Source organism: Citrobacter amalonaticus, assembly GCF_018252635.1.
Classification (GTDB): domain Bacteria; phylum Pseudomonadota; class Gammaproteobacteria; order Enterobacterales; family Enterobacteriaceae; genus Citrobacter_A; species Citrobacter_A amalonaticus_E.
Genome location: NZ_JAGTXM010000003.1, coordinates 470,430 through 496,505 on the forward strand (window position 1 = coordinate 470,430; position 26,076 = coordinate 496,505).

Annotated in this window: 27 protein-coding genes; 12 read left to right on the forward strand and 15 right to left on the reverse strand. The window is 54.6% G+C overall.

The genetic code is table 11. From position 1 onward, the window contains the following. Nucleotides 1-9 precede the first annotated feature (9 nt). The 3 genes from agaC to KE671_RS12015 are packed head-to-tail and all read left to right on the forward strand — an operon-like array spanning nt 10 to nt 2,370. A complete protein-coding gene (gene agaC, locus KE671_RS12005; RefSeq protein WP_206163148.1) occupies nt 10-816 on the forward strand; it encodes a PTS galactosamine transporter subunit IIC in 807 nt (268 codons plus the stop codon). Beyond that, entirely contained in the window at nt 806-1,597 is a 792-nt protein-coding gene (agaD, locus tag KE671_RS12010; protein WP_206163149.1) for a PTS galactosamine transporter subunit IID, read from the forward strand. Before agaC ends, agaD begins: the two co-directional genes overlap by 11 nt. Nucleotides 1,598-1,650: 53 nt before the next feature. Beyond that, complete coding sequence (locus tag KE671_RS12015; RefSeq protein WP_206163150.1) at nt 1,651-2,370, forward strand: galactosamine-6-phosphate isomerase; 720 nt, start codon at nt 1,651-1,653, stop codon at nt 2,368-2,370. A 49-nt stretch (nt 2,371-2,419) separates the two neighbouring features. On the opposite strand, the gene rsmI is transcribed toward KE671_RS12015, so the two are convergent. Then, entirely contained in the window at nt 2,420-3,283 is an 864-nt protein-coding gene (rsmI, locus tag KE671_RS12020) for a 16S rRNA (cytidine(1402)-2'-O)-methyltransferase (protein ID WP_206163151.1), read from the reverse strand. A 64-nt stretch (nt 3,284-3,347) separates the two neighbouring features. On the opposite strand from rsmI, the gene KE671_RS12025 reads away from it, so the two are divergent. From KE671_RS12025 to dolP, 4 genes are read left to right on the forward strand one after another with little or no spacing between them, the layout of a single operon-like run. Beyond that, on the forward strand, nt 3,348-5,402 hold the full coding sequence (locus KE671_RS12025; protein ID WP_206163152.1) for a penicillin-binding protein activator: 2,055 nt from the start codon (nt 3,348-3,350) through the stop codon (nt 5,400-5,402). Further along, on the forward strand, nt 5,360-5,755 hold the full coding sequence (locus KE671_RS12030) for a YraN family protein (RefSeq protein ID WP_206163153.1): 396 nt from the start codon (nt 5,360-5,362) through the stop codon (nt 5,753-5,755). The genes KE671_RS12025 and KE671_RS12030 overlap by 43 nt, the downstream gene beginning before the upstream one ends. A gap of 20 nt (nt 5,756-5,775) precedes the next feature. Continuing rightward, entirely contained in the window at nt 5,776-6,366 is a 591-nt protein-coding gene (gene diaA / locus KE671_RS12035) for a DnaA initiator-associating protein DiaA (protein ID WP_023246631.1), read from the forward strand. A 9-nt stretch (nt 6,367-6,375) separates the two neighbouring features. After that, a complete protein-coding gene (gene dolP, locus KE671_RS12040; protein ID WP_042998268.1) occupies nt 6,376-6,951 on the forward strand; it encodes a division/outer membrane stress-associated lipid-binding lipoprotein in 576 nt (191 codons plus the stop codon). A gap of 146 nt (nt 6,952-7,097) precedes the next feature. Here the strand turns inward: dolP and KE671_RS12045 are convergent, their stop codons facing one another. Further along, the gene (locus KE671_RS12045) at nt 7,098-8,135 is read right to left on the reverse strand and encodes a permease (protein WP_206163154.1); all 1,038 of its coding nucleotides are present in this window, start codon (nt 8,133-8,135) and stop codon (nt 7,098-7,100) included. A 110-nt stretch (nt 8,136-8,245) separates the two neighbouring features. After that, nucleotides 8,246-8,881 (reverse strand): NAD(P)H-binding protein, encoded by a 636-nt coding sequence (locus KE671_RS12050; protein ID WP_206163155.1) that lies wholly within the window; start codon nt 8,879-8,881, stop codon nt 8,246-8,248. Nucleotides 8,882-9,009: 128 nt separating this feature from the next. Between KE671_RS12050 and yhbO the strand changes: the two genes are divergently transcribed. Then, nucleotides 9,010-9,528 carry a protein/nucleic acid deglycase gene (yhbO, locus tag KE671_RS12055; protein WP_042325142.1) on the forward strand — a complete coding sequence of 173 codons (519 nt, stop codon included), beginning with the start codon at nt 9,010-9,012 and terminating at the stop codon, nt 9,526-9,528. On the opposite strand, the gene KE671_RS12060 is transcribed toward yhbO, so the two are convergent. After that, nucleotides 9,508-9,951: a YhbP family protein gene (locus KE671_RS12060; RefSeq protein WP_206163156.1), complete on the reverse strand. Its 444-nt coding sequence runs from the start codon at nt 9,949-9,951 to the stop codon at nt 9,508-9,510. The two genes, yhbO and KE671_RS12060, sit on opposite strands and share 21 nt — an antisense overlap. 52 nt (nt 9,952-10,003) lie before the next feature. On the opposite strand from KE671_RS12060, the gene KE671_RS12065 reads away from it, so the two are divergent. Then, nucleotides 10,004-10,306, forward strand: coding sequence for a GIY-YIG nuclease family protein (locus tag KE671_RS12065; RefSeq protein WP_206163245.1), 303 nt, complete (start codon nt 10,004-10,006; stop codon nt 10,304-10,306). On the opposite strand, the gene KE671_RS12070 is transcribed toward KE671_RS12065, so the two are convergent. Together KE671_RS12070 and ubiT are read right to left on the reverse strand one after the other, a co-directional pair. Then, entirely contained in the window at nt 10,293-10,796 is a 504-nt protein-coding gene (locus KE671_RS12070) for a GNAT family N-acetyltransferase (protein ID WP_061076194.1), read from the reverse strand. The genes KE671_RS12065 and KE671_RS12070 overlap by 14 nt on opposite strands. Then, nucleotides 10,790-11,314, reverse strand: a complete 525-nt coding sequence (ubiT, locus tag KE671_RS12075) for a ubiquinone anaerobic biosynthesis accessory factor UbiT (protein ID WP_042325135.1) — start codon at nt 11,312-11,314, stop codon at nt 10,790-10,792. Before ubiT ends, KE671_RS12070 begins: the two co-directional genes overlap by 7 nt. Before the next feature lie 220 nt (nt 11,315-11,534). Here ubiT and ubiU point away from each other — a divergent pair, with 220 nt between their 5' ends. The 3 genes from ubiU (at nt 11,535) to KE671_RS12090 (ending at nt 14,596) form a co-directional block, all read left to right on the forward strand. After that, nucleotides 11,535-12,530 (forward strand): ubiquinone anaerobic biosynthesis protein UbiU, encoded by a 996-nt coding sequence (gene ubiU / locus KE671_RS12080; protein ID WP_206163157.1) that lies wholly within the window; start codon nt 11,535-11,537, stop codon nt 12,528-12,530. Between the two features lie 8 nt (nt 12,531-12,538). Next, nucleotides 12,539-13,417, forward strand: coding sequence for a U32 family peptidase (locus KE671_RS12085; RefSeq protein WP_432759333.1), 879 nt, complete (start codon nt 12,539-12,541; stop codon nt 13,415-13,417). Between the two features lie 171 nt (nt 13,418-13,588). Continuing rightward, nucleotides 13,589-14,596, forward strand: coding sequence for a luciferase-like monooxygenase (locus KE671_RS12090; RefSeq protein WP_206163159.1), 1,008 nt, complete (start codon nt 13,589-13,591; stop codon nt 14,594-14,596). A gap of 84 nt (nt 14,597-14,680) precedes the next feature. On the opposite strand, the gene mtr is transcribed toward KE671_RS12090, so the two are convergent. The 9 genes from mtr to infB form a co-directional block, all read right to left on the reverse strand. Next, nucleotides 14,681-15,925 carry a tryptophan permease gene (gene mtr, locus KE671_RS12095; RefSeq protein WP_206163160.1) on the reverse strand — a complete coding sequence of 415 codons (1,245 nt, stop codon included), beginning with the start codon at nt 15,923-15,925 and terminating at the stop codon, nt 14,681-14,683. Nucleotides 15,926-16,068: 143 nt separating this feature from the next. Continuing rightward, the gene (gene deaD / locus KE671_RS12100; RefSeq protein WP_206163161.1) at nt 16,069-17,946 is read right to left on the reverse strand and encodes a DEAD/DEAH family ATP-dependent RNA helicase; all 1,878 of its coding nucleotides are present in this window, start codon (nt 17,944-17,946) and stop codon (nt 16,069-16,071) included. Further along, nucleotides 17,939-18,019 carry a protein YrbN gene (yrbN, locus tag KE671_RS12105; RefSeq protein ID WP_010723222.1) on the reverse strand — a complete coding sequence of 27 codons (81 nt, stop codon included), beginning with the start codon at nt 18,017-18,019 and terminating at the stop codon, nt 17,939-17,941. The genes deaD and yrbN overlap by 8 nt, the downstream gene beginning before the upstream one ends. Before the next feature lie 106 nt (nt 18,020-18,125). Beyond that, nucleotides 18,126-19,010 carry a lipoprotein NlpI gene (gene nlpI / locus KE671_RS12110; RefSeq protein ID WP_206163162.1) on the reverse strand — a complete coding sequence of 295 codons (885 nt, stop codon included), beginning with the start codon at nt 19,008-19,010 and terminating at the stop codon, nt 18,126-18,128. 109 nt (nt 19,011-19,119) lie between these two features. Next, nucleotides 19,120-21,255, reverse strand: a complete 2,136-nt coding sequence (pnp, locus tag KE671_RS12115; RefSeq protein ID WP_206163163.1) for a polyribonucleotide nucleotidyltransferase — start codon at nt 21,253-21,255, stop codon at nt 19,120-19,122. 243 nt (nt 21,256-21,498) lie between these two features. After that, on the reverse strand, nt 21,499-21,768 hold the full coding sequence (rpsO, locus tag KE671_RS12120; protein WP_000059465.1) for a 30S ribosomal protein S15: 270 nt from the start codon (nt 21,766-21,768) through the stop codon (nt 21,499-21,501). A gap of 149 nt (nt 21,769-21,917) precedes the next feature. Beyond that, a complete protein-coding gene (truB, locus tag KE671_RS12125) occupies nt 21,918-22,862 on the reverse strand; it encodes a tRNA pseudouridine(55) synthase TruB (protein WP_206163164.1) in 945 nt (314 codons plus the stop codon). Further along, the gene (gene rbfA / locus KE671_RS12130) at nt 22,862-23,263 is read right to left on the reverse strand and encodes a 30S ribosome-binding factor RbfA (protein WP_042998283.1); all 402 of its coding nucleotides are present in this window, start codon (nt 23,261-23,263) and stop codon (nt 22,862-22,864) included. Before rbfA ends, truB begins: the two co-directional genes overlap by 1 nt. 118 nt (nt 23,264-23,381) lie before the next feature. Next, nucleotides 23,382-26,072, reverse strand: a complete 2,691-nt coding sequence (infB, locus tag KE671_RS12135; protein WP_206163165.1) for a translation initiation factor IF-2 — start codon at nt 26,070-26,072, stop codon at nt 23,382-23,384. Nucleotides 26,073-26,076: the final 4 nt, after the last annotated feature.

A 26,076-nucleotide genomic window follows, 5' to 3' on the forward strand; every position in this document is an offset into this window, starting at 1 on the left:
GTCTTCAAAATGCATGAAATAACGCTTTTACAAGGGATATCCCTCGCGGCATTAGTCTTCTTTCTGGGAATCGATTTTTGGCTCGAAGCCCTGTTTTTATTCAGACCGATCATTGTCTGTACGCTCACTGGCGCCATTCTTGGCGACATTCATATTGGTCTGATTACCGGCGGTCTGACCGAACTGGCTTTTGCGGGCTTGACGCCCGCAGGCGGTGTACAACCGCCAAACCCGATCATGGCGGGACTGATGACCACGGTGATCGCCTGGTCTACCGGCGTGGATGCCAAAACCGCCATCGGCCTTGGCCTGCCGTTCAGCCTGCTGATGCAATATGTGATTCTGTTTTTCTATTCCGCTTTCTCCCTGTTTATGTCCAGGGCCGATAACTGCGCGAAAGAAGCCAACACCCGCGCATTTGCCCGTCTGAACTGGCTGACGACGCTGATTGTCGCCTGCTCATACGCCATTATCGCGTTTCTGTGTACCTATCTGGCGCAGGGCGCCATGCAGGCACTGGTGAAAGCCATGCCCGCCTGGCTCACCCATGGTTTTGAAGTCGCGGGCGGTATTCTGCCTGCCGTCGGTTTTGGTCTGCTGCTGCGCGTGATGTTTAAAGCACAGTACATTCCTTACCTGATCGCCGGCTTCCTCTTTGTCTGCTACATCCAGGTCAACAACCTCCTCCCGGTCGCTGTCCTCGGCGCGGGTTTCGCCGTGTACGAATTTTTCAATGCCAAAGCTAAACAGCAGTCGCAACCGCAGCCTGTCGCCCATAAAAATGATGATGAAGAGGATTACAGCAATGGGATCTGAAATCAGTAAAAAAGACATTACCCGTCTTGGCTTCCGCTCTTCCCTTCTTCAGGCGAGCTTTAACTATGAAAGGATGCAGGCGGGCGGCTTTACCTGGGCGATGCTGCCGATTCTGAAAAAAATCTATAAAGATGATAAGCCAGGCCTGAGTGCGGCGATGAAAGATCATCTGGAATTTATCAATACTCACCCGAACCTCGTCGGTTTCCTGATGGGGTTACTGATCTCCATGGAAGAGAAAGGAGAAAACCGCGACACCATTAAAGGTCTGAAAGTGGCGCTGTTTGGTCCTATTGCCGGGATTGGCGATGCCATTTTCTGGTTCACCTTGCTGCCGATCATGGCGGGGATCTGCTCCTCTTTCGCCAGCCAGGGTAATGTGCTGGGGCCGATTCTGTTTTTCGCCGTCTATCTGATGATCTTTTTCCTGCGCGTCGGCTGGACTCATGTCGGTTATTCGGTCGGGGTAAAGGCCATTGATAAGGTGAGGGAAAACTCGCAGATGATCGCCCGCTCGGCGACGATCCTTGGGATCACGGTGATTGGCGGTCTGATCGCGTCTTACGTCCATATTGATGTCGTGACCTCGTTTGCCATCGACAGCACGCACAACGTTGCGCTGCAAAAGGATTTCTTTGACAAGGTCTTCCCGAACATTTTACCGATGGGTTACACGCTGCTGATGTACTATCTGCTGCGGGTGAAAAAAGCACATCCGGTATTGTTAATTGGCGTCACTTTTGTGCTTTCTATCGTCTCTTCCGCGCTCGGCATTTTGTAAACCGCACGGGGCGCGACATTACGTGCGCCCCTCGTCAAAAGGATGACTGACCAATGCAATGCATACAGTACTGCGATCATTACGATGCGCTCAGCGAGCGTGCCAGTGAACGATTGATTCAGGTCATACAGGATAAACCTGACGCGACGATTTGCCTGGCGACCGGTGCCACACCAGAACTGACCTACCGTTTCTTTGTCGAGAAAATCCAGCAGCATCGCGTTGATATTCGCAACGTGACCTTCGTGAAGCTCGATGAGTGGGTGGGAATGCCCTTACACGCGCCTGGAACCTGCGAATCGTTCCTGCAACAGCACATTGTGCAACCGCTTGGTCTACGCCCGGAACAGCTGATCGGTTTTCAGTCGGAAAATATCGATGAAGCGGAGTGCGAACGCGTGACGAATTTGATTGCCAGCCGGGGCGGTCTCGATTTATGCGTCCTGGGCATCGGCAAAAATGGTCACCTGGGGCTAAACGAGCCGGGAACCGCGCTGGAGCCGTTTTGTCATATCAGCAGACTTGATGATCAGACGCGCCACCACGACATGCTAAAAACGGCCGGTCTTCCGGTAACGCACGGTATCACGCTGGGCCTGAAGGAGATCCTCAATGCAAAAGAAATTTTGTTGCTGGTTGCCGGAGAAGGAAAGCAGGCCGCTGTCGAAAAATATCTTTCCGCCACCGTGACGACGACGATTCCGGCCTCGTTTTTATGGCTGCATGACAATACGACATGCTTACTGGATGGCTCGCGTTATTCTGATCGGTAACAACTCACCTCAACAGATACGCTGCAACTTTGCAGCGTATCTGTTGAATTTACTCTCCCTGCTGCTCCAGCGCATATTTGTACAGGGCATTCTTTTTCACGCCGTGGATTTCGGCCGCCAGCGCCGCTGCTTTCTTCAACGGCAACTCGGCCTGTAACAGCGCAAGGGTGCGCAGGGCATCGGCGGGGAGTTCGTCTTCCTGTGCCTTGTGCCCTTCTACAATCAGCACCATCTCGCCTTTACGCCGGTTTTCATCTTCTTTCACCCACGCCAGCAGTTCTCCAACCGGCGCGCCGTAAATGGTTTCCCAGGTTTTGGTCAGTTCACGCGCCAGCACCACATAGCGGGATTCGCCCCACACCGCGACCATATCTTCCAGACTGTCTAACAGGCGATGGGTGGATTCATAGAAAATCAGCGTACGCGGTTCGGTTTCAATAGCTTTCAGCGCATCACGGCGTCCTTTGGATTTTGCCGGTAAAAAACCTTCATAGCAGAAGCGATCGGACGGCAATCCCGCCGCGCTTAATGCGGCAATCGCCGCACAGGGCCCCGGCAACGGCACGACACGGATGCCCTGCTCACGACAGGTACGCACCAGGTGGTAGCCCGGATCGTTGATCAGCGGCGTTCCGGCATCGGATACCAATGCAATGTTCTGCCCCTCTTTCAGTTTCGCCACCAGCGTTTCCGCTTTTTGCTGTTCGTTATGATCGTGCAGAGCGAACAATCGGGCATTGATCGCGAAATGCTGCAATAATAATCCGGTATGACGAGTATCTTCCGCGGCAATTAAATCAACGGCTTGTAATACTTCGATCGCACGTTGGGTAATATCAGACAAATTCCCGATTGGAGTAGGTACAATAAAGAGTTGGCCGCGAGAATTCTCCGCCGATTCGTGTTGTGTCATTGTGTCGTCCGTATTGCCGATTTAATATTGAGCATTGCGTATAAAAAATATCACTGGATACAGTATGGTACCCTTAACATTCTCTCGTTTAAAAGCCGCGCGCTGTTTGCCCATCGTTCTGGCAGCCCTGATTTTCGCCGGCTGTGGCACCCAGGCGCCCGATCAGAGCACTGCCCATATGCAGGGCACAGCACAAGCTGATTCCGGCTTTTATCTGCAACAGATGCAGCAAAGCGCAAATGATAGCAAGACCAACTGGCAATTACTTGCCATTCGTGCACTGCTGAAAGAAGGCAAAAGCCAGCAGGCTATCGACCTGTTCAACCAGTTGCCGCAGGATCTGAATGATCCCCAGCGCCGGGAACAGGCGTTACTGGCGGCGGAAATAAAAGTCCTACAGCAGGATTATGCAGGTGCAACGAAGCAGTTAGGGACTCTTGACCTTGCCGCGCTGGATAAAAACCAGCAAATCCGCTTCTGGCAAATTGGCATCGCCGCCGAACAGGGACGCCCTTCCCTTACGCTTTTGCGCGCCCTGATTGCTCAGGAGCCGTTGCTCGACGCCAAAGAGAAACAAGCCAATATCGATGCCACCTGGCAAGCACTGTCTGCAATGACGCAGGATCAGGCTAAAGCGCTGGTGATCAATGCCGATGAAAACGTGCTGCAGGGTTGGCTGGATTTGCAACGCGTCTGGTTTGATAACCGCAGCGATCCGGACATGATGAAAGCGGGTATCGCCGACTGGCAAAAACGTTATCCGCAGAATCCGGGAGCAAAACTGCTGCCAACCCAACTGGTTAATGTGCAGAGTTTTAAACCCGCCTCGACCAGCAAAATTGCTCTGCTACTGCCGCTGAACGGCCAGGCTGCCGTATTCGGTCGCACGATCCAGCAGGGCTTTGAAGCGGCCAAGAACCTCGGTACGCAGCCTGTTGACGTGCAGTCTGCCGCGCAACCGGCTCCGGCCGCCGCGCCAACGCAGCCAGCCCCACAGCCGCAGACAACAGATGGCGTCGCCAGTCCTTCTCAGGCGTCAGTAAGCGATTTAACTCGCGACGAACAGGCCGAACAACCTGCAGTGGTCAGCGCGCCGCCAACAACGCCTGCGCAACCCGCCACGGCAAGTGCGGCGGCAAATCCTTCTGCAGAACTGAAAATTTACGACACCAGCGCTCAACCGCTCGATCAGATCCTGGCACAGGTTCAGCAGGACGGCGCGAGCATCGTGGTCGGTCCGCTGCTGAAAAACAACGTCGACGAACTGGTCAAAAGCAACACCCCGCTTAACGTACTGGCGCTTAACCAGCCGGAATCGCTGCAAAACCGCGCTAACATCTGTTACTTCGCCCTCTCACCAGAAGATGAAGCGCGCGATGCGGCGCGCCATATCCATGAGCAGGGTAAACAGTCTCCGCTGCTATTAATCCCGCGTAGTGCGCTTGGCGATCGTGTTGCCAATGCGTTTGCTCAGGAGTGGCAGAAGCTGGGCGGTGGAACCGTATTGCAGCAGAAATTTGGTTCTACAGCAGAACTGCGCATGGGCGTTAACGGCGGTTCCGGCATTGCCTTAACCGGTAGCCCGATTGCCGCGAGCGTACCGTCTCAACCAGGTGTCACCATTGGTAATTTAACGATTCCGGCGCCGCCAACGGATGCGCAAATCAGCGGTAACGGTGGTCGCGTGGATGCCGTGTATATTCTGGCAACGCCGAATGAGATCGCCTTTATCAAACCGATGATCGCCATGCGCAATGGCAGTCAGAGCGGTGCTACGCTGTACGCCAGTTCACGCAGCGCGCAGGGGAATGCCGGTCCGGACTTCCGTCTGGAAATGGATGGCCTGCAGTACAGCGAAATCCCGATGTTAGCGGGCGCAAACCCGTCGCTAATGCAGCAGGCGCTCGGCGCAGTGAATAACGATTACTCGCTGGCGCGCATGTATGCGATGGGCGTGGACGCCTGGTCGCTGGCAAACCATTTCTCCCAGATGCGTCAGGTACAAGGCTTCGAAATTAATGGGAATACCGGCGCCCTGACCGCCAGTCAGGATTGTGTGATTAACAGGAAGTTATCATGGCTCCAGTACCAGCAAGGGCAGATTGTTCCCGCCAGTTAACGAGCAAACAGTCCGGCGACGCGTGGGAAACCACCGCGCGTCGCTGGCTGGAACGCAAGGGATTGTATTTCATCGCGGCCAACGTGCGTGAACGAGGCGGCGAAATTGATCTGATTATGCGTGATGGCAAAACAACCGTCTTTATTGAGGTCCGGTACCGCCGCTCTTCGGCGTTCGGTGGCGCCGCTGCCAGTGTGACACGCAACAAGCAACGTAAATTATTACAGGCTGCCCGCTTGTGGCTTGCGCGCCACAATGGGAGTTTTGATACTGTGGATTGCCGGTTCGATGTGTTAGCCTTCACCGGAAATGATGTTGAGTGGTTCAGGAATGCGTTTACCGACTGCTCATAATTGAAGATTTAAGGATTAGCGTGTTAGACAGAATTAAAGTCTGCTTTACCGAAAGCATTCAAACTCAAATTGCAGCGGCAGAAGCCCTCCCGGATGCTATCTCTCGCGCCGCCATGACGCTGGTTCATTCACTGCTCAATGGCAACAAAATTCTCTGTTGTGGTAATGGGACATCCGCTGCCAACGCACAGCATTTTGCTGCCAGCATGATCAACCGTTTTGAAACAGAACGCCCCAGTTTACCTGCGATTGCACTAAATACGGATAATGTGGTCTTAACAGCGATTGCCAACGACCGTCTGCATGACGAAGTGTATGCAAAACAGGTTCGGGCGTTGGGTCATGCGGGTGATGTCTTACTGGCCATCTCGACGCGCGGTAACAGCCGCGATATCGTGAAGGCCGTGGAAGCAGCGGTCACGCGAGACATGACGATTGTGGCATTGACCGGGTATGACGGAGGCGAACTGGCTGGACTGTTAGGGCCACAGGATGTTGAGATCCGCATTCCTTCGCATCACAGCGCACGCATTCAGGAAATGCATATGCTGACGGTAAACTGCCTGTGCGATCTGATCGATAACACGCTTTTCCCCCACCAGGATGATTAAGGAGTACACATGAAGGCTTTATCGCCAATCGCAGTCCTTATTTCTGCTCTGCTGTTGCAAGGTTGCGTAGCCGCCGCTGTTGTCGGTACAGCCGCCGTTGGTACCAAAGCAGCAACAGACCCCCGTAGTGTAGGCACTCAGGTGGACGATGGAACCCTGGAACTGCGCGTCAACAGTGCGCTGTCGAAAGATGCGCAGATCAAGAAAGAAACGCGAATTAACGTGACGGCTTATCAGGGTAAAGTGTTGCTGGTTGGTCAGTCGCCAAATAGCGAGCTATCTTCACGCGCCAAACAGATTGCCATGGGCGTTGATGGAACCACTGAAGTCTATAACGAGATCCGTCAGGGTGAGCCGATTGGCATGGGCACCGCGTCGAACGATACCTGGATCACCACCAAAGTGCGCTCTCAATTGCTGACCAGCGACCAGGTGAAATCCTCCAACGTGAAGGTGACAACTGAAAACGGTGAGGTGTTCCTGTTAGGCCTGGTGACCGAACGTGAAGCGAAAGCGGCTGCGGATATCGCCAGCCGGGTCAGCGGCGTGAAACGTGTAACCACCGCGTTTACGTTCATCAAGTAAGTACACTGTGTGCCGGATGACGGCGTAAACGCCTTATCCGGCCTACAGAGTGTACTATCGTAGGCCGGGCAGGCGAAGCGCCCCCGGCAGTCCACAGGATGCACTATCGTAGGCCGGGCAAGCGAAGCGCCACCGGCAGTCCTCTTTTACAACAACGCAATACTTCCCACTATTACGCCAGAGATGACCACCAGCGTCGCCGTTAACCACAGCGCTTTTGCCGGGAACGCTTTACGCAGCATGATCAACGACGGCAGGCTGATGGCGGGTAATGTCATCAGTAGCGCCAGCGCAGGCGCAGTCCCCATCCCTGCCAGCATCATGGTCTGCACAATCGGGATTTCTGCCGCGGTCGGGATCACAAACAGACAACCGGCTACCGCCAGCGCAATCACCCACAGCAGACTGTTATCGATCGCCCCATCCGCATGAGGGAACAGCCAGACGCGCGCCGCCCCCAGCACCAGCACCGCCAGGATGTAGACCGGGATGGTGCTCCAGAACAGCGTCCACAGCGCGCGGCCCCAGCGAATAAAGAACCCGTCCTGGGCGTCTGGTTGCGTAATTTCCACCGGCAACGCCGTCTGCGGCGGCTCTTTCACCCATTTTTGTACCAGCGTCGCCACCACCAGCACCATCACCAGCCCGGCAACCAGACGGATCGCCGCGAAATGCCAGCCGAGGACAAAGCCCATAAACACCAGCGTCGCCGGATTTAACAGCGGATTCCCCATCCAGAAAGCCAGCGCACCGCCCATCGAAACCTGCTGGCGACGCATCCCCGCCGCCACCGGTGCGGCACAGCAGGTGCACATCATGCCGGGTAGGGAGAAAAGCGTCCCGAACAGCGTTCCGCGAAAACGCGCTTGCCCGAGCGTGCGCAACAGCCAGTCACGCGGGATCAAAACCTGAATCAACGAACCGAGGATCACCCCCAACACCGCGGCCTTCCAGACCGCAATGAAATAGACCATTGCATAATCCCAGGCCGCCTGCCACGGGTTCGCATCGGCCTGCGCCAGAATAGATTTACCGATACTGTGTGTTTCTGCGGCGGTAAAGGCTTTCCCGTAATAAGGCTGCCATTTTACATACCAGAGACCGACGATCACGACGAGAAAGAAAAGAGCGGGTTTCCACCATTGAAACGGTGTTGCCGCCTGAGATGAAGACTGACCAGCCATAGCATTCCCCAGGGAGTGTGAGAGTAATAAGCCGGAGAATACTACGCCTTCGGGAAATGTTTGGAAACGTTATATTTACCGGATGCCTTACATGGCCTGCGATTTACGCGTCAGACAGCGCGTTCCCGCAGTTGAGAGGAGGTGAGGATAGTCACACCATCGTGTTCAGGCGCCAGCGCTTCAGCCAGCATCGCGCGCGCCACGTCCCGCGCGTCAATTGACTTCCAGTTGCCCGGGAGTAGCCGGAACAACGGCGAAAAAAGGGTTTCAGTGAACCGCTGTCGGCTCCGGTCGCCGAGCAGCATCGACGGGCGCGCAATCGTCAGCATTGGCCAATTTTGCGCAATCAGCGCCTCTTCCATCTCGCCTTTTACCCGGTTGTAGAAAAACGGCGAATGGGCGTTGGCTCCCATCGCGCTTACCACCAGCATATGCTGTGCGCCCAGACGGCGACCGGTTAACGCGGTGTCAACCACCAGCGTATAATCGGCATGGATAAACGCCTCTTTACTGCCCGCTTCCCGGCGGGTCGTGCCCAGACAGCAAAAAACGATATCGACAGGATCGGTGACCTGCGCCAGCGCATCGGTTAGTTGCGGATCGTGGGGATTATAGACGCCAGGCATGTCCGCTAGCGGACGTCGCGTCGGCGCGGCAATGGAATGGATCTTCGGTTCATTAAGCAGCATCCGCAGTAAATGCCCCCCCACCAACCCGGTCGCCCCGGTAATCAGTACCTGTCTCATCCTCGCTCCTTTCCAGAATAGTCCGTCTTGCGCCCTCAGTCTCATCGACCAGGCTTATTAGTTCACAGTGTAATTATCCATCATCATGGGAAAATTGCCTTATCCAATGCCAATATCGCGGAGGACGCATGAGTAAGAAGATAGCCGTTTTGATCACTGACGAGTTTGAAGATTCAGAATTCACCTCACCTGCTGCAGAATTTCGCCAGGCCGGGCATGAGGTCATTACGATTGAAAAACAGGCGGGTAAAACGGTAAAAGGCAAAAAAGGCGAGGCCAGCGTCACCATTGATAAAGCGATTGATGAGGTCCGGCCTGCTGACTTTGATGCCCTGCTGTTACCCGGTGGTCATTCCCCGGATTACCTGCGAGGCGACGATCGCTTTGTCACCTTTACACGCGATTTCGTGAATACCGGTAAACCGGTCTTCGCCATCTGCCACGGCCCACAGCTACTGATCAGCGCCGATGTCATTCGCGGTCGTAAACTCACCGCGGTGAAACCCATCATTATCGATGTGAAAAACGCGGGTGCGGAATTTTACGATCAGGAAGTGGTGGTTGATAAAGACCAACTGGTCACCAGCCGTACGCCTGACGATCTGCCTGCGTTCAATCGTGAAGCACTACGTATCCTCGGTGCCTGACTGACGTAACCACATCAACTTTTTACCAAAGCCCAGGGTGTTGTCGGTAAACTTGAGTTCATCAAGGCGGATTTCCCATACCGGCGCGGACAGCATTCTGGCGACCGGGAAGCGGCGGAGATAAGCCTGTCGCGCTACGTCGCTTTCCTCTCCTGCCAGTTGGCGGATCTGGCCTTTAAACTGCACGCCGCGAATCAATGCGATCGTTTTCGGTTGGCCGTTTACCGTCCCGGCAACGGGGGCTTGCGGGCCTGACATCTGTGCATGGCGTGTTTTCTCTTCCGTCAGCAGATAAAAAACGACCTTTTTGGCATCGAAGAGATAAAACGCATTTGCACACCACAGCTCACCTTCATGATGCACGCACCAGGTCACAACGTGTTGTTTCGCCAGCCAACGACTGATCGCAGTGAGTGTTTCCATCTCGGTTCTCTTTTATACTGGATGCCAGAAACGTAACACGCCGAAGGCCATGATGACACCCTGGTATCTCTATCTGATTCGCACTGCCGATAATGCCCTCTACACCGGGATCACCACCGATGTGGCACGTCGCTATCAGCAACATCAATGTGGTAAAGGCGCGAAGGCGCTACGGGGAAAAGGGGAACTGACACTGGCGTTTTCCGCTCCGGTTGGCGATCGTTCTCTGGCGCTACGCGCAGAATACCGGGTCAAAAGACTCACTAAGCGGCAGAAAGAACGGCTGGTTGCCGAAGGCGGAGGGTTTGCAGCGTTACTGCACGACCTGCAAACCCCGACGCTTAAAAACGATTGAAGTGATCGTGGTACTCAACCAGTCCCGTAACGCCGCTTAGCGCGTCTTCCGCTAAACGATGTACCTGGAACGCGCTTTCGGTGCCGGGCCAGCGACAATGCAGATCGTAATGCGCAGCCAGTTCAAAACCAAAGCGGCTGTAGAGTGCTGGATCGCCCAGGGTGACCACGGCGGCATAGCCAAATTCGTTGAGCGAATCGAGTCCTTCATAGACCAGTTGCCGCGCCAGACCTTGCCCACGGTAGTTTTCATCGACCGCCAGTGGCGCCATGCCGACCCATTGCAGATCTTCACCCTGCACGTCGACGGGGCTAAATGCCACGTAACCCACCACCTGACCTTCATCGTCAGTGGCGACCAGACCGAGCGTCAGAAAACCATCTTCACGGAGATCGTGAACCAGCTTCGCTTCCGCATCGCTTTCGAATGAACGACGCAGCAGGGCATCAATACCGGGCGCGTCAATGGGAATTTCTACTCGAATCAGCATGGTTCACCTACCGATGTCTGTTTGGTTTCGGGCGAGTATTTCATGCCCGCCTCAACAAAATCCGCCAGTTGCAACAGCATAACGCGTAACGCTTTTGGCATCTGCTCCAGCTCAATGGCATCCATCAGGTTCTTTACATACAACCCTAACTCCGTATCCCCTTCGATCACCAGGCGGCGCTGGAAGAAGAGCGTATCCGGATCCTGCTTACGCGCGGCGATCATCAACAGATCGCTGGCATCAGCGCTAAAACTCACGTCGGCTTGCGCATCCTCGCTGACGATCAGTTTGTCATTCTCGACCGAGGTATACCACTTCAGGCCGATATCGCGAACCGTAATGCTCAACCAACGGCCTTCCAGGAATTCCAGTTCTCCGTCTGCCAGGGCCTGGCGAAACTGCCAGCTCAGGACCTGTTCCAGAACCTGGCGTTGCAGTGCAAAAGGCGTCAGTTTAACTGGCACACTCATCAGAGACGGACCGAAATGTACTAAGCGTGAACGCAGCTTATCTAACACGAGCTTTACTCCCTGTTTCAGTTGTCCTGTTATTGTGCCATATCAGATAAACGACATAGCGGCGTAAATCAACAATTCGATATGAAATTGTTACCTCTTTATTGGTGTTACCAATACGACTTTAACTGCCTTAAATCAAAAATTGTCGCAGCAAGGTTAACTAAAATCCCTGTTCGTTAACAATTATGCGTCCCAGGCGGCGCAATCTTCAGGATAAATTATGGAGCTGCTCTGCCCTGCCGGAAATCTCCCGGCGCTTAAGGCGGCCATCGAAAACGGCGCTGATGCTGTTTATATCGGGCTTAAAGATGATACCAACGCCCGCCACTTCGCCGGCCTTAACTTTACCGAGAAGAAATTGCAGGAAGCGGTGAATTTTGTCCATCAACACCGCCGCAAATTACACATCGCCATTAACACTTTTGCGCATCCGGATGGCTATGCCCGCTGGCAACGTGCGGTGGATATGGCCGCGCAACTGGGTGCGGATGCGCTGATCCTCGCCGATCTCGCCATGCTTGAGTATGCCGCAAGCCGTTATCCGCATATTGAGCGTCATGTCTCTGTTCAGGCATCGGCCACCAATGAAGAAGCGATCCACTTTTATCACCGTAATTTTGATGTTGCCCGCGTCGTCCTGCCACGCGTGCTCTCGATCCATCAGGTGAAACAGCTTGCCCGTGTGACGCCGGTACCGCTGGAGGTTTTTGCTTTCGGCAGTCTGTGCATTATGGCCGAAGGCCGCTGTTACCTCTCGTCCTGGTTAACCGGTGAATCCCCCAATACGGTAGGCGCCTGTTCCCCTGCCCGGTTTGTACGCTGGCAGCAGACGCCGCAGGGACTGGAATCTCGCCTGAATGAAGTGCTGATCGACCGCTATCAGGACGGGGAAAATGCCGGTTACCCGACGCTGTGTAAAGGTCGCTATCTGGTCGACGGCGAGCGTTACCACGTGCTGGAAGAACCCACCAGCCTGAACACGCTGGAACTGCTGCCGGAACTGCTGGCGGCGAATATTGCCTCGGTGAAAATCGAAGGCCGTCAGCGTAGTCCGGCCTATGTCAGCCAGGTCGCGAAAGTGTGGCGTCAGGCGATCGACCGTTGCATGGCCGACCCGCAAAATTATGCGCCGCAGGCTACCTGGATGGAGACGCTCGGCGCGATGTCCGAAGGCACCCAGACGACGCTTGGCGCGTATCACCGTAAATGGCAGTGAGAAAAGCAATGAAATATTCCTTAGGGCCGGTGCTCTACTACTGGCCGAAAGAGACGCTGGAAGACTTCTATAAGCAGGCCGTCAGCAGCAGCGCGGATGTTATCTATCTTGGCGAAGCGGTGTGTAGCAAACGCCGCGCCACGAAAGTCGGCGACTGGCTGGACATGGCGAAAGGGCTTGCCGCCAGCGGTAAGCAGGTCGTGCTTTCGACGCTGGCGCTGGTCCAGGCGTCCTCCGAGCTTAATGAACTAAAACGCTACGTGGAAAATGGCGACTTTTTGCTGGAGGCCAGCGATCTTGGCGTGGTGAATATGTGCGCCGACCGCAAACTGCCGTTTGTCGCCGGACACGCGCTGAACTGCTACAACGCGGTCACGCTGCGCCTGCTGCTCAAACACGGGATGGTGCGCTGGTGCATGCCGGTAGAGCTTTCCCGCGACTGGCTGATCAATCTTCTTAACCAGTGCGATGAGCTGGGCATTCGCCAGCAGTTTGAAGTGGAAGTTCTGAGCTACGGGCATCTGCCACTGGCTTACTCTGCCCGCTGCTTTACTGCCCGCTCGGAAGACCGGCCGAAAGATGAATGCGAAACCTGCTGCATCAAGTATCCGAATGGCCGCGACGTGTTCTCTCAGGAGAATCAGCAGGTGTTCGTCCTCAATGGCATTCAGACCATGAGCGGCTATATCTACAATCTGGGCAACGAACTGACATCAATGCAGGGACTGGTGGATATCGTGCGTCTTTCACCATTGGGAACCGAGACATTTGCCATGCTCGACGCCTTTCGCGCCAACGAAACGGGACGCGCTCCGCTGCCACTCACCGCGCACAGCGACTGTAATGGCTACTGGAAACGCCTGGCCGGTCTTGAATTGCAGTCCTGATAACTTTGCCGGATGGCGGCGTAACGCCTTATCCGGCCTACCGCAGGCCGGATAAGCGAAGCGTCACCCGGAATTTCTCTTTCCCTCGCTTTATAAAGCTCACTTTGTTAACAACATTAACTAATCTTTAATGCAGTATGAAAAGATTAACTGGTAACAAAGTGAGCCGTTATGACTGACAAAACCATTCCGTTCTCGGTGCTGGATCTGGCACCGATCCCTGACGGATCCTCAGCAAAAGAAGCGTTCTCGCACTCGCTGGATCTCGCCCGCCTCGCGGAAAAACGAGGCTATCACCGCTACTGGCTGGCGGAACATCACAATATGACCGGGATCGCCAGTGCGGCAACCTCCGTACTGATTGGCTATCTGGCGGCAAACACCCGAACGTTACATCTCGGTTCCGGCGGCGTCATGCTTCCCAATCACTCACCGCTGGTGATCGCCGAGCAGTTCGGTACGCTGAATACGCTCTATCCGGGACGCATTGATCTCGGCTTAGGGCGCGCGCCGGGCAGCGACCAGCCGACAATGCGAGCCCTGCGTCGTCATATGGGCAGCGATATCGATAACTTCCCTCGCGACGTCGCTGAGCTGGTGGACTGGTTTGACGCACGCGATCCCCATCCGCAGGTACGCCCGGTGCCTGGCTACGGCGAGAAGATCCCGGTCTGGCTGCTAGGCTCCAGCCTCTACGGCGCACAATTAGCCGCACAGCTCGGCCTGCCGTTCGCTTTTGCCTCCCACTTCGCGCCGGATATGCTGTTCCAGGCGCTGCATCTGTACCGCACGCAGTTCCGGCCGTCAGCACGGCTGGAAAAACCGTATGCAATGGTGTGCATCAACATCATTGCCGCCGACAGCAACCGTGATGCGGAGTTCCTGTTCACCTCGATGCAGCAGGCTTTCGTCAAGTTGCGGCGTGGCGAAACGGGCCAACTCCCGGCGCCGATTCAAAATATGGATCAGTTCTGGTCGCCGTCAGAGCAGTACGGTGTGCAGCAGGCGCTGAGCATGTCGCTGGTGGGGGATAAAACCAAAGTGCGTCACGGGCTGGAGTCTATCCTGCGGGAAACCCAGGCCGATGAGATTATGGTTAACGGCCAGATTTTTGACCATCAGGCGCGCCTGCATTCGTTTGATCTGGCGATGGATGTGAAAAAAGAGTTGTTGGGATAGTTTTTTGCCCGGTGGCGCTACGCTTACCGGGCCTGGAAATCCACGTAGGCCGGATAAGGCGCAGCCGCCATCCGGCAACATGTTTTACTGATACACCGGCAGCAAATTAAAGCTCGACAGGATGTGTACCAGCGCGTTACCGACACCGAAAACCAGAATCAGGACAATCATCGGCTTACCGCCCCAGACACGAAATTTCGGGCTGCCAAAGCGCTGACGTGATTTGCGTGCCAGCAGCGCCGGCACAATCGCCGCCCAAATTGTCGCCGCCAGTCCTGCGTAGCCAATGGCATACAGGAATCCGTTCGGCCACAGCAGCCCACCAACGATTGGCGGTACAAAGGTGAACAGTGCGGTTTTAAAACGGCCCATCGCCGAATCATCGAAACCAAACAGGTCCGCCAGATAGTCAAACAGTCCCAGCGTAACGCCGAGGAACGAACTCGCTACCGCAAAGTTGGAGAACACCACCAGCAGCAGATCCAGACTGCGGCTGTTCAGCACGCCGCTCAGCGCCTGCACTAACACATCAATATTGCCGCCCTTCTGCGCGATGCCGATGAACTCCGGACGCGGAATATTCCCCATAGTCCCCAGCAGCCAGACGGTGTACAGCACCAGCGCCAGCAACGTGCCGTAGACCAGGCACTTCACAATGGTGCGCGGGTCTTTGCCGTAATATTTCATCAGGCTCGGGACGTTGCCGTGATAACCAAACGAGGCCAGACAGAACGGCAGCGTCATCAGCAGGTACGGCGTATAAGAGGCGTGACTTTCCGCGACGTTAAACAGCGTTGTCGGCGTGACGTGCCCGAGCAGACTGCCGAAGGTCAGGAAGAAAGTAATGACCTTCGCACCCAGCACGATCGCCGTCATACGGCTGACGGCTTTGGTACTCAACCACACCACAAACGCCACCAGCAGGGCAAAGCCAAAGCCAGCCGCACGCGCAGGAACCTTCAGCGACATTTCGCTGAAGGTATGGTGGAGAATTGAACCGCTCGCCGAAATATAGGCATAGGTCAGGATATAAAGTACAAAGGCAATCGAGATACCGTTGACCACGTTCCAGCCTCTGCCAAGCAAGTCTTTGGTGATCGTGTCAAAGCTCGATCCAATACGGTAATTCAGGTTAGCTTCGAGGATCATCAAACCGGAATGAAGCATGCAGAACCAGGTAAAGACCAGCGCTGCCATTGACCAGAAAAACCAGCTACCTGCCATAACCACCGGCAGAGAGAACATCCCTGCGCCAATAATGGTGCCGCCGATGATCACCACACCGCCGAGCAGCGAAGGTGATGTCTGGGTGGTGGTTAGTGTTGCCATTTAGCGATTTCTCCAGCGAATAATGTTGTGGCCGCATTTTAATGTGTTGCACTGTACCAGTACAATAGTACAAAAGAAATAAAAAAAGCCCCGATAGTTTTACCGGGGCTGTATCTATTACTTTACGTCAGTAAACAAGAAGTTTACGCGTCACGACGACGGCTGGGACCGTCTTCACGACGTGGTGCACGGCTACCTTCGCGACGTTCGCCGCTGAAACGACGACCATCACCACGACCGCCTTCACGACGCTCACCGCCGAAACCGCGACCTTCGCCACGACGCTCACCACCGAAGCTACGACCACCGCCACGACGTTCAGTGTGCGGCTGTGCATCGCCCAGCAGTTGCATGTTCATCGGCTTGTTCAGGATACGAGTGCGCGTAAAGTGCTGCAGTACTTCACCCGGCATACCTTTCGGCAGTTCGATGGTGGAGTGCGAAGCGAACAGCTTGATGTTACCAATGTAACGGCTGCTAATGTCGCCTTCGTTCGCAATTGCGCCAACGATATGACGAACTTCAACGCCATCATCACGACCCACTTCAATGCGGTACAATTGCATATCGCCTACGTCACGACGTTCACGGCGCGGACGGTCTTCACGGTCGCCACGCGGGCCACGATCGTTACGGTCACGCGGGCCACGATCGTCACGGTCGCGGAATTCACGCTTCGGACGCATCGGCGCATCTGGCGGCAGAATCAGCGGACGTTCGCCCTGAGCCATCTTCAGCAGAGCAGCCGCCAGGGTTTCGATATCCAGCTCTTCGTCTTCCGCCGTCGGCTGCAGTTTCGCCAGCAGTGCGCGGTACTGATCCAGATCGCTGCTTTCCAGTTGCTGCTGTACTTTAGCCGCAAATTTTTCCAGACGACGTTTGCCCAGCAGTTCTGCGTTCGGCAGTTCAACTTCCGGAATGGTCAGCTTCATGGTGCGTTCAATGTTACGCAGCAGACGACGCTCGCGGTTCTCAACGAACAGCAGTGCACGGCCTGCACGACCCGCACGACCAGTACGGCCGATACGGTGAACGTAAGATTCGGAATCCATTGGGATATCATAGTTTACGACCAGGCTGATACGCTCAACGTCCAGGCCACGAGCCGCAACGTCAGTTGCAATCAGGATATCCAGACGACCGTCTTTAAGACGTTCCAGGGTCTGCTCACGCAACGCCTGGTTCATGTCGCCGTTCAGCGCGGCGCTGTTATAGCCGCTACGCTCCAGCGCTTCAGCCACTTCCAGAGTCGCGTTTTTGGTACGAACAAAGATAATTGCCGCATCAAAATCTTCCGCTTCCAGGAAACGCACCAGCGCTTCGTTTTTACGCATGCCCCAGACAGTCCAGTAGCTCTGGCTGATGTCCGGACGGGTAGTGACGCTGGACTGAATGCGCACTTCCTGCGGCTCTTTCATGAAGCGGCGGGTAATGCGACGAATCGCTTCCGGCATGGTGGCAGAGAACAGAGCGGTCTGATGACCTTCCGGGATCTGCGCCATGATGGTTTCAACGTCTTCGATGAAGCCCATACGCAGCATTTCATCGGCTTCGTCCAGCACCAGACCGCTCAGACGAGACAGATCCAGGGTACCGCGTTTTAAGTGATCAAGCAGACGACCCGGCGTACCGACCACGATCTGCGGCCCTTGACGCAGGGCGCGTAACTGCACGTCATAACGCTGGCCGCCGTACAGGGCAACAACGTTCACGCCGCGCATGTGTTTAGAGAAATCCGTCATGGCCTCGGCTACCTGAACCGCCAGTTCGCGGGTCGGTGCCAGCACCAGAATCTGAGGTGCCTTCAGCTCAGGATCAAGATTGTTGAGCAGCGGTAAAGAGAACGCTGCCGTTTTGCCGCTACCGGTCTGGGCCATACCCAGAACATCGCGACCGCCCAGCAGATGCGGAATGCACTCTGCCTGGATTGGAGATGGTTTTTCGTAACCCAGATCGTTAAGGGCTTCAAGGATAGGAGCCTTCAGGCCCAGATCTGCAAAAGTGGTTTCGAATTCAGCCATGTAGTACGTGTGCCTCAAAATTAATGGCGGCCAGTCTACATAACTCATCATGAAATTGATCTGCAATTTTCATTGAAAAGTGTGAACCGGCTCAAAGTAGGTGTATTAACGAACAACAACGCCCTCACCCGCGAAGGTGATGGCAATCAAAAAAGATTACGGGCTGATGTGTACGTCAGCTATTGCTGGTCCGATTCTGCCAGGTCATCTTGGTCCTGGCCCAGGAGCGATAATTCCAACAATGCATATCGGTGCTCAACAAAGTTATGAACGTTGTTAGCCACCGCCAGTTTGAACAATGCCGTAGCGTTGTCCAAATCCCCCAGACTTAGGTAATACTTACCTAAATAGAAGTTGGTTTCACTGAGATGCTCAGCGAGCGAGGTGTTATCCGTTGCGTCCGCCTTGAGCCTATCCATCAGCGTTGCTTCGCTAATGTTGCCCAGGTAGAACTCGACAATGTTCCATCCCCATTGTTCTTTATCCGATTTCTCGTAGCGCTGTTTCAGCGCGACTTTAGCCTGCTTCTCATCGAGCTTCTGCTCAGCGAGATAAAGCCACAGACTGCGGAAAGGATCATTGGGATCGTCTTGATAAAACGCCAGCAGATCATCTTGCGCTAACTTGTCGCGACCGCCGTAATACAATGCGATACCGCGATTTAAGTGCGCGTAGTTGTAAGTTGGATCAAGCTCAAGTACAGAATCAAACGCTTCATAGGCAGCATCAAAATTGCCTGCCTGCGTTAAATAAATGCCTAAGTAATTGAATACTTCAGGCATATCGGGTCGGATTGCCAACGCTTGTGAAAAATCATTTCGCGCTAATGCCCTCAGACCGAGACTATCATACAACACTCCGCGCTCATATAAAAGCTGTGCGCGTTCGTCATCGGTTAAAGCCCGACTGGCAAGAATTTGTTCCATGCGTGCCAGAATCACTTCCTGCTGCAAAGTCGGTTGCAATGGTACTGCGAGGACTTCACTCTTACGCCAGGTGGAATTACTGCATCCAGCCAGCGTAAGTGCTGTTGCCACGAAACACCAGCGCAAAAAAGGCTTCATTTCCCACTCCCGAAGACAACGATTAATTGAACGTCCTGTTCCCCGGTTGCTAACAAGGCGTCCTGCCAGGTTAAAAGCCCTCCGCAACCGCGGAGGGCAAATGGCAACCTTACTCGCCCTGTTGGCTAGCCGGTGCTTCCGGTGCCGCCGCCGGCTGAGATTGTTCAGTTGCTTCTTTAATGCTCAGACGTACACGGCCCTGGCGATCAACTTCCAGTACTTTAACCGGTACTTCCTGGCCCATCTGCAGGTAATCGGTCACTTTCTCTACGCGCTTATCTGCGATCTGCGAGATGTGAACCAGACCTTCTTTACCGCCGCCGATGGCAACGAACGCGCCAAAGTCAACGATACGGGTCACTTTACCATTGTAGATACGACCGACTTCGATTTCTGCAGTGATCTCTTCGATACGACGGATAGCGTGTTTCGCTTTCTCACCGTCGGTCGCCGCGATCTTCACAGTACCGTCATCTTCGATTTCGATGGTGGTGCCGGTTTCTTCGGTCAACGAACGGATCACAGAACCGCCCTTACCGATCACGTCTTTGATCTTGTCCGGATTGATCTTGATGGTGTGGATACGCGGAGCGAACTGAGAAATGTCACCGCGCGGCGCGTTGATCGCCTGTTCCATCACACCCAGGATGTGCAGACGTGCACCTTTAGCCTGGTTCAGTGCAACCTGCATGATCTCTTTCGTGATACCTTCAATTTTGATATCCATCTGCAGCGCAGAGATACCGTCGCGGGAACCCGCCACTTTGAAGTCCATATCGCCGAGGTGGTCTTCATCGCCCAGGATGTCAGACAGTACGACAAAGTTGTCGCCTTCTTTCACCAGACCCATTGCGATACCCGCAACGGCAGCTTTGATCGGCACACCTGCATCCATCAGCGCCAGAGAAGCGCCACAGACGGAAGCCATGGAAGAAGAACCGTTAGATTCGGTGATTTCAGACACCACACGTACGGTGTACGGGAATTTGTCCATTTCCGGCATAACAGCCAGAACGCCGCGCTTCGCCAGACGACCGTGACCAATTTCACGACGCTTCGGAGAACCGACCATGCCAGTTTCACCAACGGAGTACGGAGGGAAGTTGTAGTGGAACAGGAAGCTGTCAGTACGCTCGCCCATCAGTTCGTCAAGAACCTGTGCGTCACGTGCGGTACCCAGCGTGGCAGTAACCAGCGCCTGTGTTTCGCCACGGGTGAACAGAGCAGAACCGTGAGTACGCGGCAGTACGCCAGTGCGCACGTCCAGACCACGGATCATGTCTTTTTCACGACCATCGATACGCGGCTCCCCTGCCAGTACACGGCTACGCACCACGTTTTTCTCGATCGCGTGCAGGATTTCACCCAGTTCGTTAGCGTCCAGGGTTTCGTCTTCAGCAACCAGCGTCGCGATGGTTTCAGATTTGATCACGTCAACCTGAGCATAACGCTCTTGTTTGTCGGTGATACGATACGCATCGCTCAGGCGAGATTCAGCCAGGGCTGCAACGCGCGCGTTCAGCGCTTCGTTCACCGCTTCCGGCTGCCAGTCCCAACGCGGTTTACCGGCTTCTTTGACCAGGTCGTTGATGTTCTGGATAACAATCTGCTGTTGTTCGTGACCGAATACTACGGCGCCCAGCATGGTGTCTTCACTCAGAAGTTCCGCTTCGGATTCAACCATCAGTACGGCAGCTTCGGTACCCGCAACCACCAGATCCAGCTTGCTCTCTTTCAGCTCGTCCTGAGTTGGGTTCAGTACGTACTGCTCATTGATATAACCCACACGTGCCGCACCGATTGGGCCGTTGAACGGAATACCAGACAGAGACAGCGCAGCAGAGGCACCGATCATCGCAACGATATCCGGGTTAACCTGCGGGTTAACGGAAACGACGGTGGCGATAACCTGAACTTCGTTCACGAAACCTTCCGGGAACAGCGGGCGAACCGGGCGGTCAATCAGACGCGCGATCAGGGTTTCGCCTTCGCTTGGACGGCCTTCACGACGGAAGAAGCTACCAGGGATACGGCCAGCAGCGTAGGTACGCTCCTGATAGTTAACGGTCAGCGGGAAGAAGTCCTGGCCCGGCTTCGCTTTTTTCTGGCCAACAACGGTCACGAATACCGCAGTGTCATCCATGCTAACCATAACAGCGGCAGTGGCCTGACGGGCCATCATGCCGGTTTCCAGCGTGACGGTATGCTGACCGTACTGGAATTTACGAACGATCGGATTAAGCAAAATAATATCCTTTCAAATTTTGGCGACACAGACTGAGTCGCCGTTAATACCCGATCTTCTGCGCATCCTCGCGACTAATGACAACCCTAACCCTTACAATATTGGGTAAAGCCTCTCATTAGCCGCGCGAACCTCTGCAACGGAAGATCATTCATAGCAACAATACAATAGTTTCCAGTGAATTGCTGCCATCTGCTTGAAAAAAGGGGCCATGAAGGCCCCCTTTTACGAAACTCGCAGGAATTAGCGACGCAGACCCAGACGCTCGATCAGCGCGGTGTAGCGTGCAACATCTTTACGTTTCAGGTAGTCGAGCAGTTTACGACGCTGAGAAACCATGCGCAGCAGACCACGACGGCTGTGGTGATCTTTTTTGTGCTCTGCAAAGTGGCCCTGCAGGTGGTTAATCTGTGCAGTCAACAGAGCAACCTGAACATCGGTAGAACCGGTGTCGTTTGCATCACGACCGAACTCAGAAACGATTTTAGCTGTAGCTTCAGTACTTAGAGACATTTTAAAACTCCAAAGTATTAAGTATGAAAGGACGCCGATCTCTAATTCAGCGTTCCCAGTGTACGCTGTGCGAACTGTTAACAAATTCACGCAACGTTAAGCGGCAGTATTCTACTCGTAGCGCCTTCTTATCGCAAGACGAACCCGTGCTACGCCGGATACTCCACCACTAATCGGCGAGGCGCCACGCGACCGTCGTCGTCGATCTCGCCCATGCCGATAAATTTAGCGTCATCACCTTCCGTGACACGGACTAACCCTTCCAGCGGCGCGCCGTTCGTGCGAACCGGATTACCGTTTTTGAAGTAAACCGAAGAGGTTAGCGGCAAATTAACCACAGGGTAGTCCGAAGCCGGACTGTCCATCGGCATCAGCAGCGGATCAAGCAACTGTGCTGCCGGGATCCCCTGTTGTTCCGCTTGTTCGACCATGTCACGCAGACGTTCCAGTGTGACCATACGATCTACCGGATATTTACTGACGGTCAGACGACGCAGGAAGATCACATGCGCGCCGCATCCCAGCTTTTCACCCAGATCGTCAATAATAGTACGAATATAGGTGCCTTTCGAACAGTGCACTTCCAGTTCCAGTTCATCCCCTTCATGACGGATAAACTGCAGCTCGTAAACGGTAATAGGCCGGGCTTCTCGCGGCACTTCAATGCCCTGGCGCGCGTATTCGTACAGTTTTTTACCCTGATACTTCAACGCCGAGTACATCGACGGAATCTGTTCGATATCGCCGCGGAAAGTGTCCAACGCGGCAGCCAGCTGTTCAGGGGTGAAGGTGATCGGACGCTCCTGCACGATTTGCCCATCAGCATCGGAGGTATCGGTACGCTGCCCCAGACGGGCAATCACCCGATAACGCTTGTCAGAATCCAGCAGATATTGCGAAAACTTGGTCGCTTCTCCGAGACAAATCGGCAGCATGCCGGTCGCTAACGGATCCAGCGCCCCGGTATGCCCGGCGCGGTTGGCGTTATAGATGCGTTTGACTTTTTGCAGTACGTCATTGCTGGACATGCCCTGCGGCTTATCCAGCAGCAGGACACCGTGAATGTCGCGACCACGACGACGAGGACGACTCATTAGTCCTCCTTGCTGTCGTCCGGGTTTACACGACGTTCTTCGTCATGTTTAACCACGTTGGTCACCAGGTTGGACATACGCATCCCTTCCACCAGCGAGTTATCGTAGAAGAAGGTCAGCTCTGGCACGATACGCAGACGCATCGCTTTACCCAGCAGGCTACGGATGAAGCCGGACGCTTCCTGTAACGCTTTGATGCCCGCCTTGATAGCGTCTTCATCTTTGTCATTAAGGAAGGTGACATACACTTTGGCATACGCCAGATCGCGAGACATTTCGACTCCGGACACGGTGGTCATCATGCCCAGACGCGGGTCTTTAATTTCGCGTTGCAGGATGATTGCGATTTCTTTTTGCATCTCCTGTCCCACACGCTGCGGGCGACCAAATTCTTTCGCCATAATAAATTCTCCAGACAAAAAAGGGGCCTTGAGCCCCTTTTAAAAATGAGTGCCGGGTGGCGCTTTGAAGCCTGATGGCGCTACGCTTATCAGGCCTACAACCCGGACATAACGAAGATTATGCGATGGTACGCTGAATCTCGATGATCTCGAACACTTCGATCATATCGCCTACGCGGACGTCGTTGTAGTTCTTCACGCCGATACCACATTCCATGCCGTTACGAACTTCGTTAACGTCATCTTTGAAGCGGCGCAGGGATTCCAGCTCGCCTTCGTAGATAACCACGTTGTCACGCAGGACGCGGATCGGGTTGTGACGCTTGATCGTTCCTTCGGTAACCATACAGCCCGCGATGGCACCAAATTTCGGTGATTTAAACACATCACGCACTTCAGCCAGACCGATGATCTGCTGTTTCAGTTCCGGAGACAGCATACCGCTCATCGCCGCTTTGACTTCGTCGATCAGGTTATAGATGACGGAGTAATAACGCAGATCCAGGCTTTCAGATTCAATCACTTTACGCGCAGAGGCATCCGCACGGACGTTAAAGCCAACCAGAATCGCGTTGGACGCAGCCGCCAGAGTCGCGTCGGTTTCGGTGATACCACCGACACCAGAACCGATGATCTTCACTTTCACTTCGTCGGTAGACAGTTTCAGCAAGGAGTCGGAGATCGCTTCCACAGAACCCTGAACGTCTGCCTTCAGCACGATGTTAACTTCGTGAACTTCGCCTTCGGTCATGTTGGCGAACATGTTCTCGAGTTTAGATTTCTGCTGACGTGCCAGTTTCACTTCACGGAATTTGCCCTGACGATACAGCGCAACTTCACGTGCTTTCTTCTCGTCACGTACCACGGTCACTTCGTCACCGGCAGCCGGAACACCGGACAGACCCAGGATTTCCACTGGAATGGACGGGCCCGCTTCCAGCACTTCCTGGCCCAGTTCGTTACGCATCGCGCGGACGCGGCCGTATTCGAAGCCGCACAGTACGATATCGCCTTTGTGCAGCGTACCTTCACGTACCAGTACGGTAGCAACCGGACCACGACCTTTATCCAGGAAGGATTCGATAACCGCACCGCTCGCCATCCCTTTACGGACCGCTTTCAGTTCGAGAACTTCGGCCTGCAGCAGGATTGCATCCAGCAGTTCGTCGATACCCGTGCCCGCTTTTGCAGAAACGTGGACGAACTGGCTCTCACCGCCCCACTCTTCCGGCAAAATGCCGTACTGGGACAGTTCATTTTTAACACGATCCGGATCGGCTTCCGGCTTATCGATTTTGTTCACCGCAACCACAACCGGCACACCCGCCGCTTTCGCGTGCTGGATAGCTTCGATAGTCTGCGGCATCACGCCGTCGTCTGCTGCAACCACCAGAACCACGATATCCGTAGCCTGCGCACCACGAGCACGCATGGAGGTAAACGCGGCGTGACCCGGGGTATCCAGGAAGGTGATCATACCGTTGTCGGTTTCAACGTGGTAAGCACCGATGTGCTGAGTAATGCCGCCCGCTTCGCCAGAGGCCACTTTCGTTGAACGAATGTAGTCCAGCAGCGAGGTTTTACCGTGGTCAACGTGACCCATGATGGTCACGACCGGCGCGCGCGGTTCAGCCGCAGCACCTGTGTCACGGTCGCTCATTACTGCCTCTTCCAGCTCGTTCTCACGACGCAGGATAACTTTGTGACCCATCTCTTCGGCAACCAGCTGTGCGGTTTCCTGGTCGATCACCTGGTTAATGGTGGCCATTGCGCCCAGCTTCATCATCGCTTTGATGACCTGAGAGCCTTTCACCGCCATCTTGTTGGCCAGATCGCCAACGGTGATGGTTTCACCAATCACAACGTCACGGTTAACAGCCTGTGCTGGCTTCTGGAAGCCCTGCTGCAGCGCGGAACCTTTACGCTGTTTGCCGCCTTTACCACCGCGAACCGCGGCACGCGCTTCTTCACGGTCAGCTTTGGATTCAGCGTGTTTGTTACCTTTCTTCGCCGGACGCGCAGCTTTCGTGTTGCGGCCACGGCCACGACCGCCTTCCACTTCACGATCGTTTTCGTCTTCGGCCTGGCGAGCGTGTTGAGAAGTAGTGACGTGATAATCGCTCTTATCTTCTTCCACTTTTTCCTGCTCAGCCCACACGCCTGCGTTCTCTTCCGCCATACGGCGAGCTTCTTCCGCTACGCGACGCGCTTCTTCTTCAAGTTTGCGACGTGCTTCTTCTTCCGCTTTACGCTTCAGCTCTGCAGCTTCATTTTCACGGCGGGCTTTCTCGGCCTGGGCGGTTTTGGTCATATCGTCAGTCTGTTGATTGCTCACTTTGTCTTTTTCCGCAGCTTCACGTTTCGCTTTATCAGCGGCGTCACGTTTAGCTTGTTCTGCGGCCTCACGGTCAGCTTTTTGTTGCGCCTCGCGTTTGGCCAGTTCTTCTGCCTCACGACGGGCTTGCTCTTCCGCTTCACGCTGCGCTTGCTCTTCCGCGGCAAGGCGTTCGGCCTCTTGCGGATCACGTTTCACAAAGGTGCGCTTCTTGCGGACTTCGATTTGTACCGATTTGCTTTTTCCACCGGTACCTGGAATGTTCAGGGTGCTACGCGTTTTACGCTGCAGCGTCAGCTTATCCGGGCCCGAACCATTTTCACGGTTCAGGTGCGCCAGTAAAGTCTGTTTTTCTTGTGCGGACACAGAGTCATCAGCAGACTTCGGGATACCGGCATCAGCAAATTGCTGTACCAGGCGATCCACGGAGGTCTGTATCTCTGCGGCCAGCGCTTTTACGGTTACATCTGTCATGCTG

Coding starts and splice junctions, on each gene's coding strand:
- agaC (WP_206163148.1), top strand. CDS start 10: ATGCATGAAATAACGCTTTTACAAGGGATATCCCTCGCGGCATTAGTC.
- agaD (WP_206163149.1), top strand. CDS start 806: ATGGGATCTGAAATCAGTAAAAAAGACATTACCCGTCTTGGCTTCCGC.
- KE671_RS12015 (WP_206163150.1), top strand. CDS start 1,651: ATGCAATGCATACAGTACTGCGATCATTACGATGCGCTCAGCGAGCGT.
- rsmI (WP_206163151.1), bottom strand. CDS start 3,283: ATGACACAACACGAATCGGCGGAGAATTCTCGCGGCCAACTCTTTATT.
- KE671_RS12025 (WP_206163152.1), top strand. CDS start 3,348: ATGGTACCCTTAACATTCTCTCGTTTAAAAGCCGCGCGCTGTTTGCCC.
- KE671_RS12030 (WP_206163153.1), top strand. CDS start 5,360: ATGGCTCCAGTACCAGCAAGGGCAGATTGTTCCCGCCAGTTAACGAGC.
- dolP (WP_042998268.1), top strand. CDS start 6,376: ATGAAGGCTTTATCGCCAATCGCAGTCCTTATTTCTGCTCTGCTGTTG.
- KE671_RS12045 (WP_206163154.1), bottom strand. CDS start 8,135: ATGGCTGGTCAGTCTTCATCTCAGGCGGCAACACCGTTTCAATGGTGG.
- KE671_RS12050 (WP_206163155.1), bottom strand. CDS start 8,881: ATGAGACAGGTACTGATTACCGGGGCGACCGGGTTGGTGGGGGGGCAT.
- yhbO (WP_042325142.1), top strand. CDS start 9,010: ATGAGTAAGAAGATAGCCGTTTTGATCACTGACGAGTTTGAAGATTCA.
- KE671_RS12060 (WP_206163156.1), bottom strand. CDS start 9,951: ATGGAAACACTCACTGCGATCAGTCGTTGGCTGGCGAAACAACACGTT.
- KE671_RS12065 (WP_206163245.1), top strand. CDS start 10,004: ATGACACCCTGGTATCTCTATCTGATTCGCACTGCCGATAATGCCCTC.
- KE671_RS12070 (WP_061076194.1), bottom strand. CDS start 10,796: ATGCTGATTCGAGTAGAAATTCCCATTGACGCGCCCGGTATTGATGCC.
- ubiU (WP_206163157.1), top strand. CDS start 11,535: ATGGAGCTGCTCTGCCCTGCCGGAAATCTCCCGGCGCTTAAGGCGGCC.
- KE671_RS12085 (WP_432759333.1), top strand. CDS start 12,539: ATGAAATATTCCTTAGGGCCGGTGCTCTACTACTGGCCGAAAGAGACG.
- KE671_RS12090 (WP_206163159.1), top strand. CDS start 13,589: ATGACTGACAAAACCATTCCGTTCTCGGTGCTGGATCTGGCACCGATC.
- mtr (WP_206163160.1), bottom strand. CDS start 15,925: ATGGCAACACTAACCACCACCCAGACATCACCTTCGCTGCTCGGCGGT.
- deaD (WP_206163161.1), bottom strand. CDS start 17,946: ATGGCTGAATTCGAAACCACTTTTGCAGATCTGGGCCTGAAGGCTCCT.
- yrbN (WP_010723222.1), bottom strand. CDS start 18,019: ATGAAAATTGCAGATCAATTTCATGATGAGTTATGTAGACTGGCCGCC.
- nlpI (WP_206163162.1), bottom strand. CDS start 19,010: ATGAAGCCTTTTTTGCGCTGGTGTTTCGTGGCAACAGCACTTACGCTG.
- rpsO (WP_000059465.1), bottom strand. CDS start 21,768: ATGTCTCTAAGTACTGAAGCTACAGCTAAAATCGTTTCTGAGTTCGGT.
- truB (WP_206163164.1), bottom strand. CDS start 22,862: ATGAGTCGTCCTCGTCGTCGTGGTCGCGACATTCACGGTGTCCTGCTG.
- rbfA (WP_042998283.1), bottom strand. CDS start 23,263: ATGGCGAAAGAATTTGGTCGCCCGCAGCGTGTGGGACAGGAGATGCAA.
- infB (WP_206163165.1), bottom strand. CDS start 26,072: ATGACAGATGTAACCGTAAAAGCGCTGGCCGCAGAGATACAGACCTCC.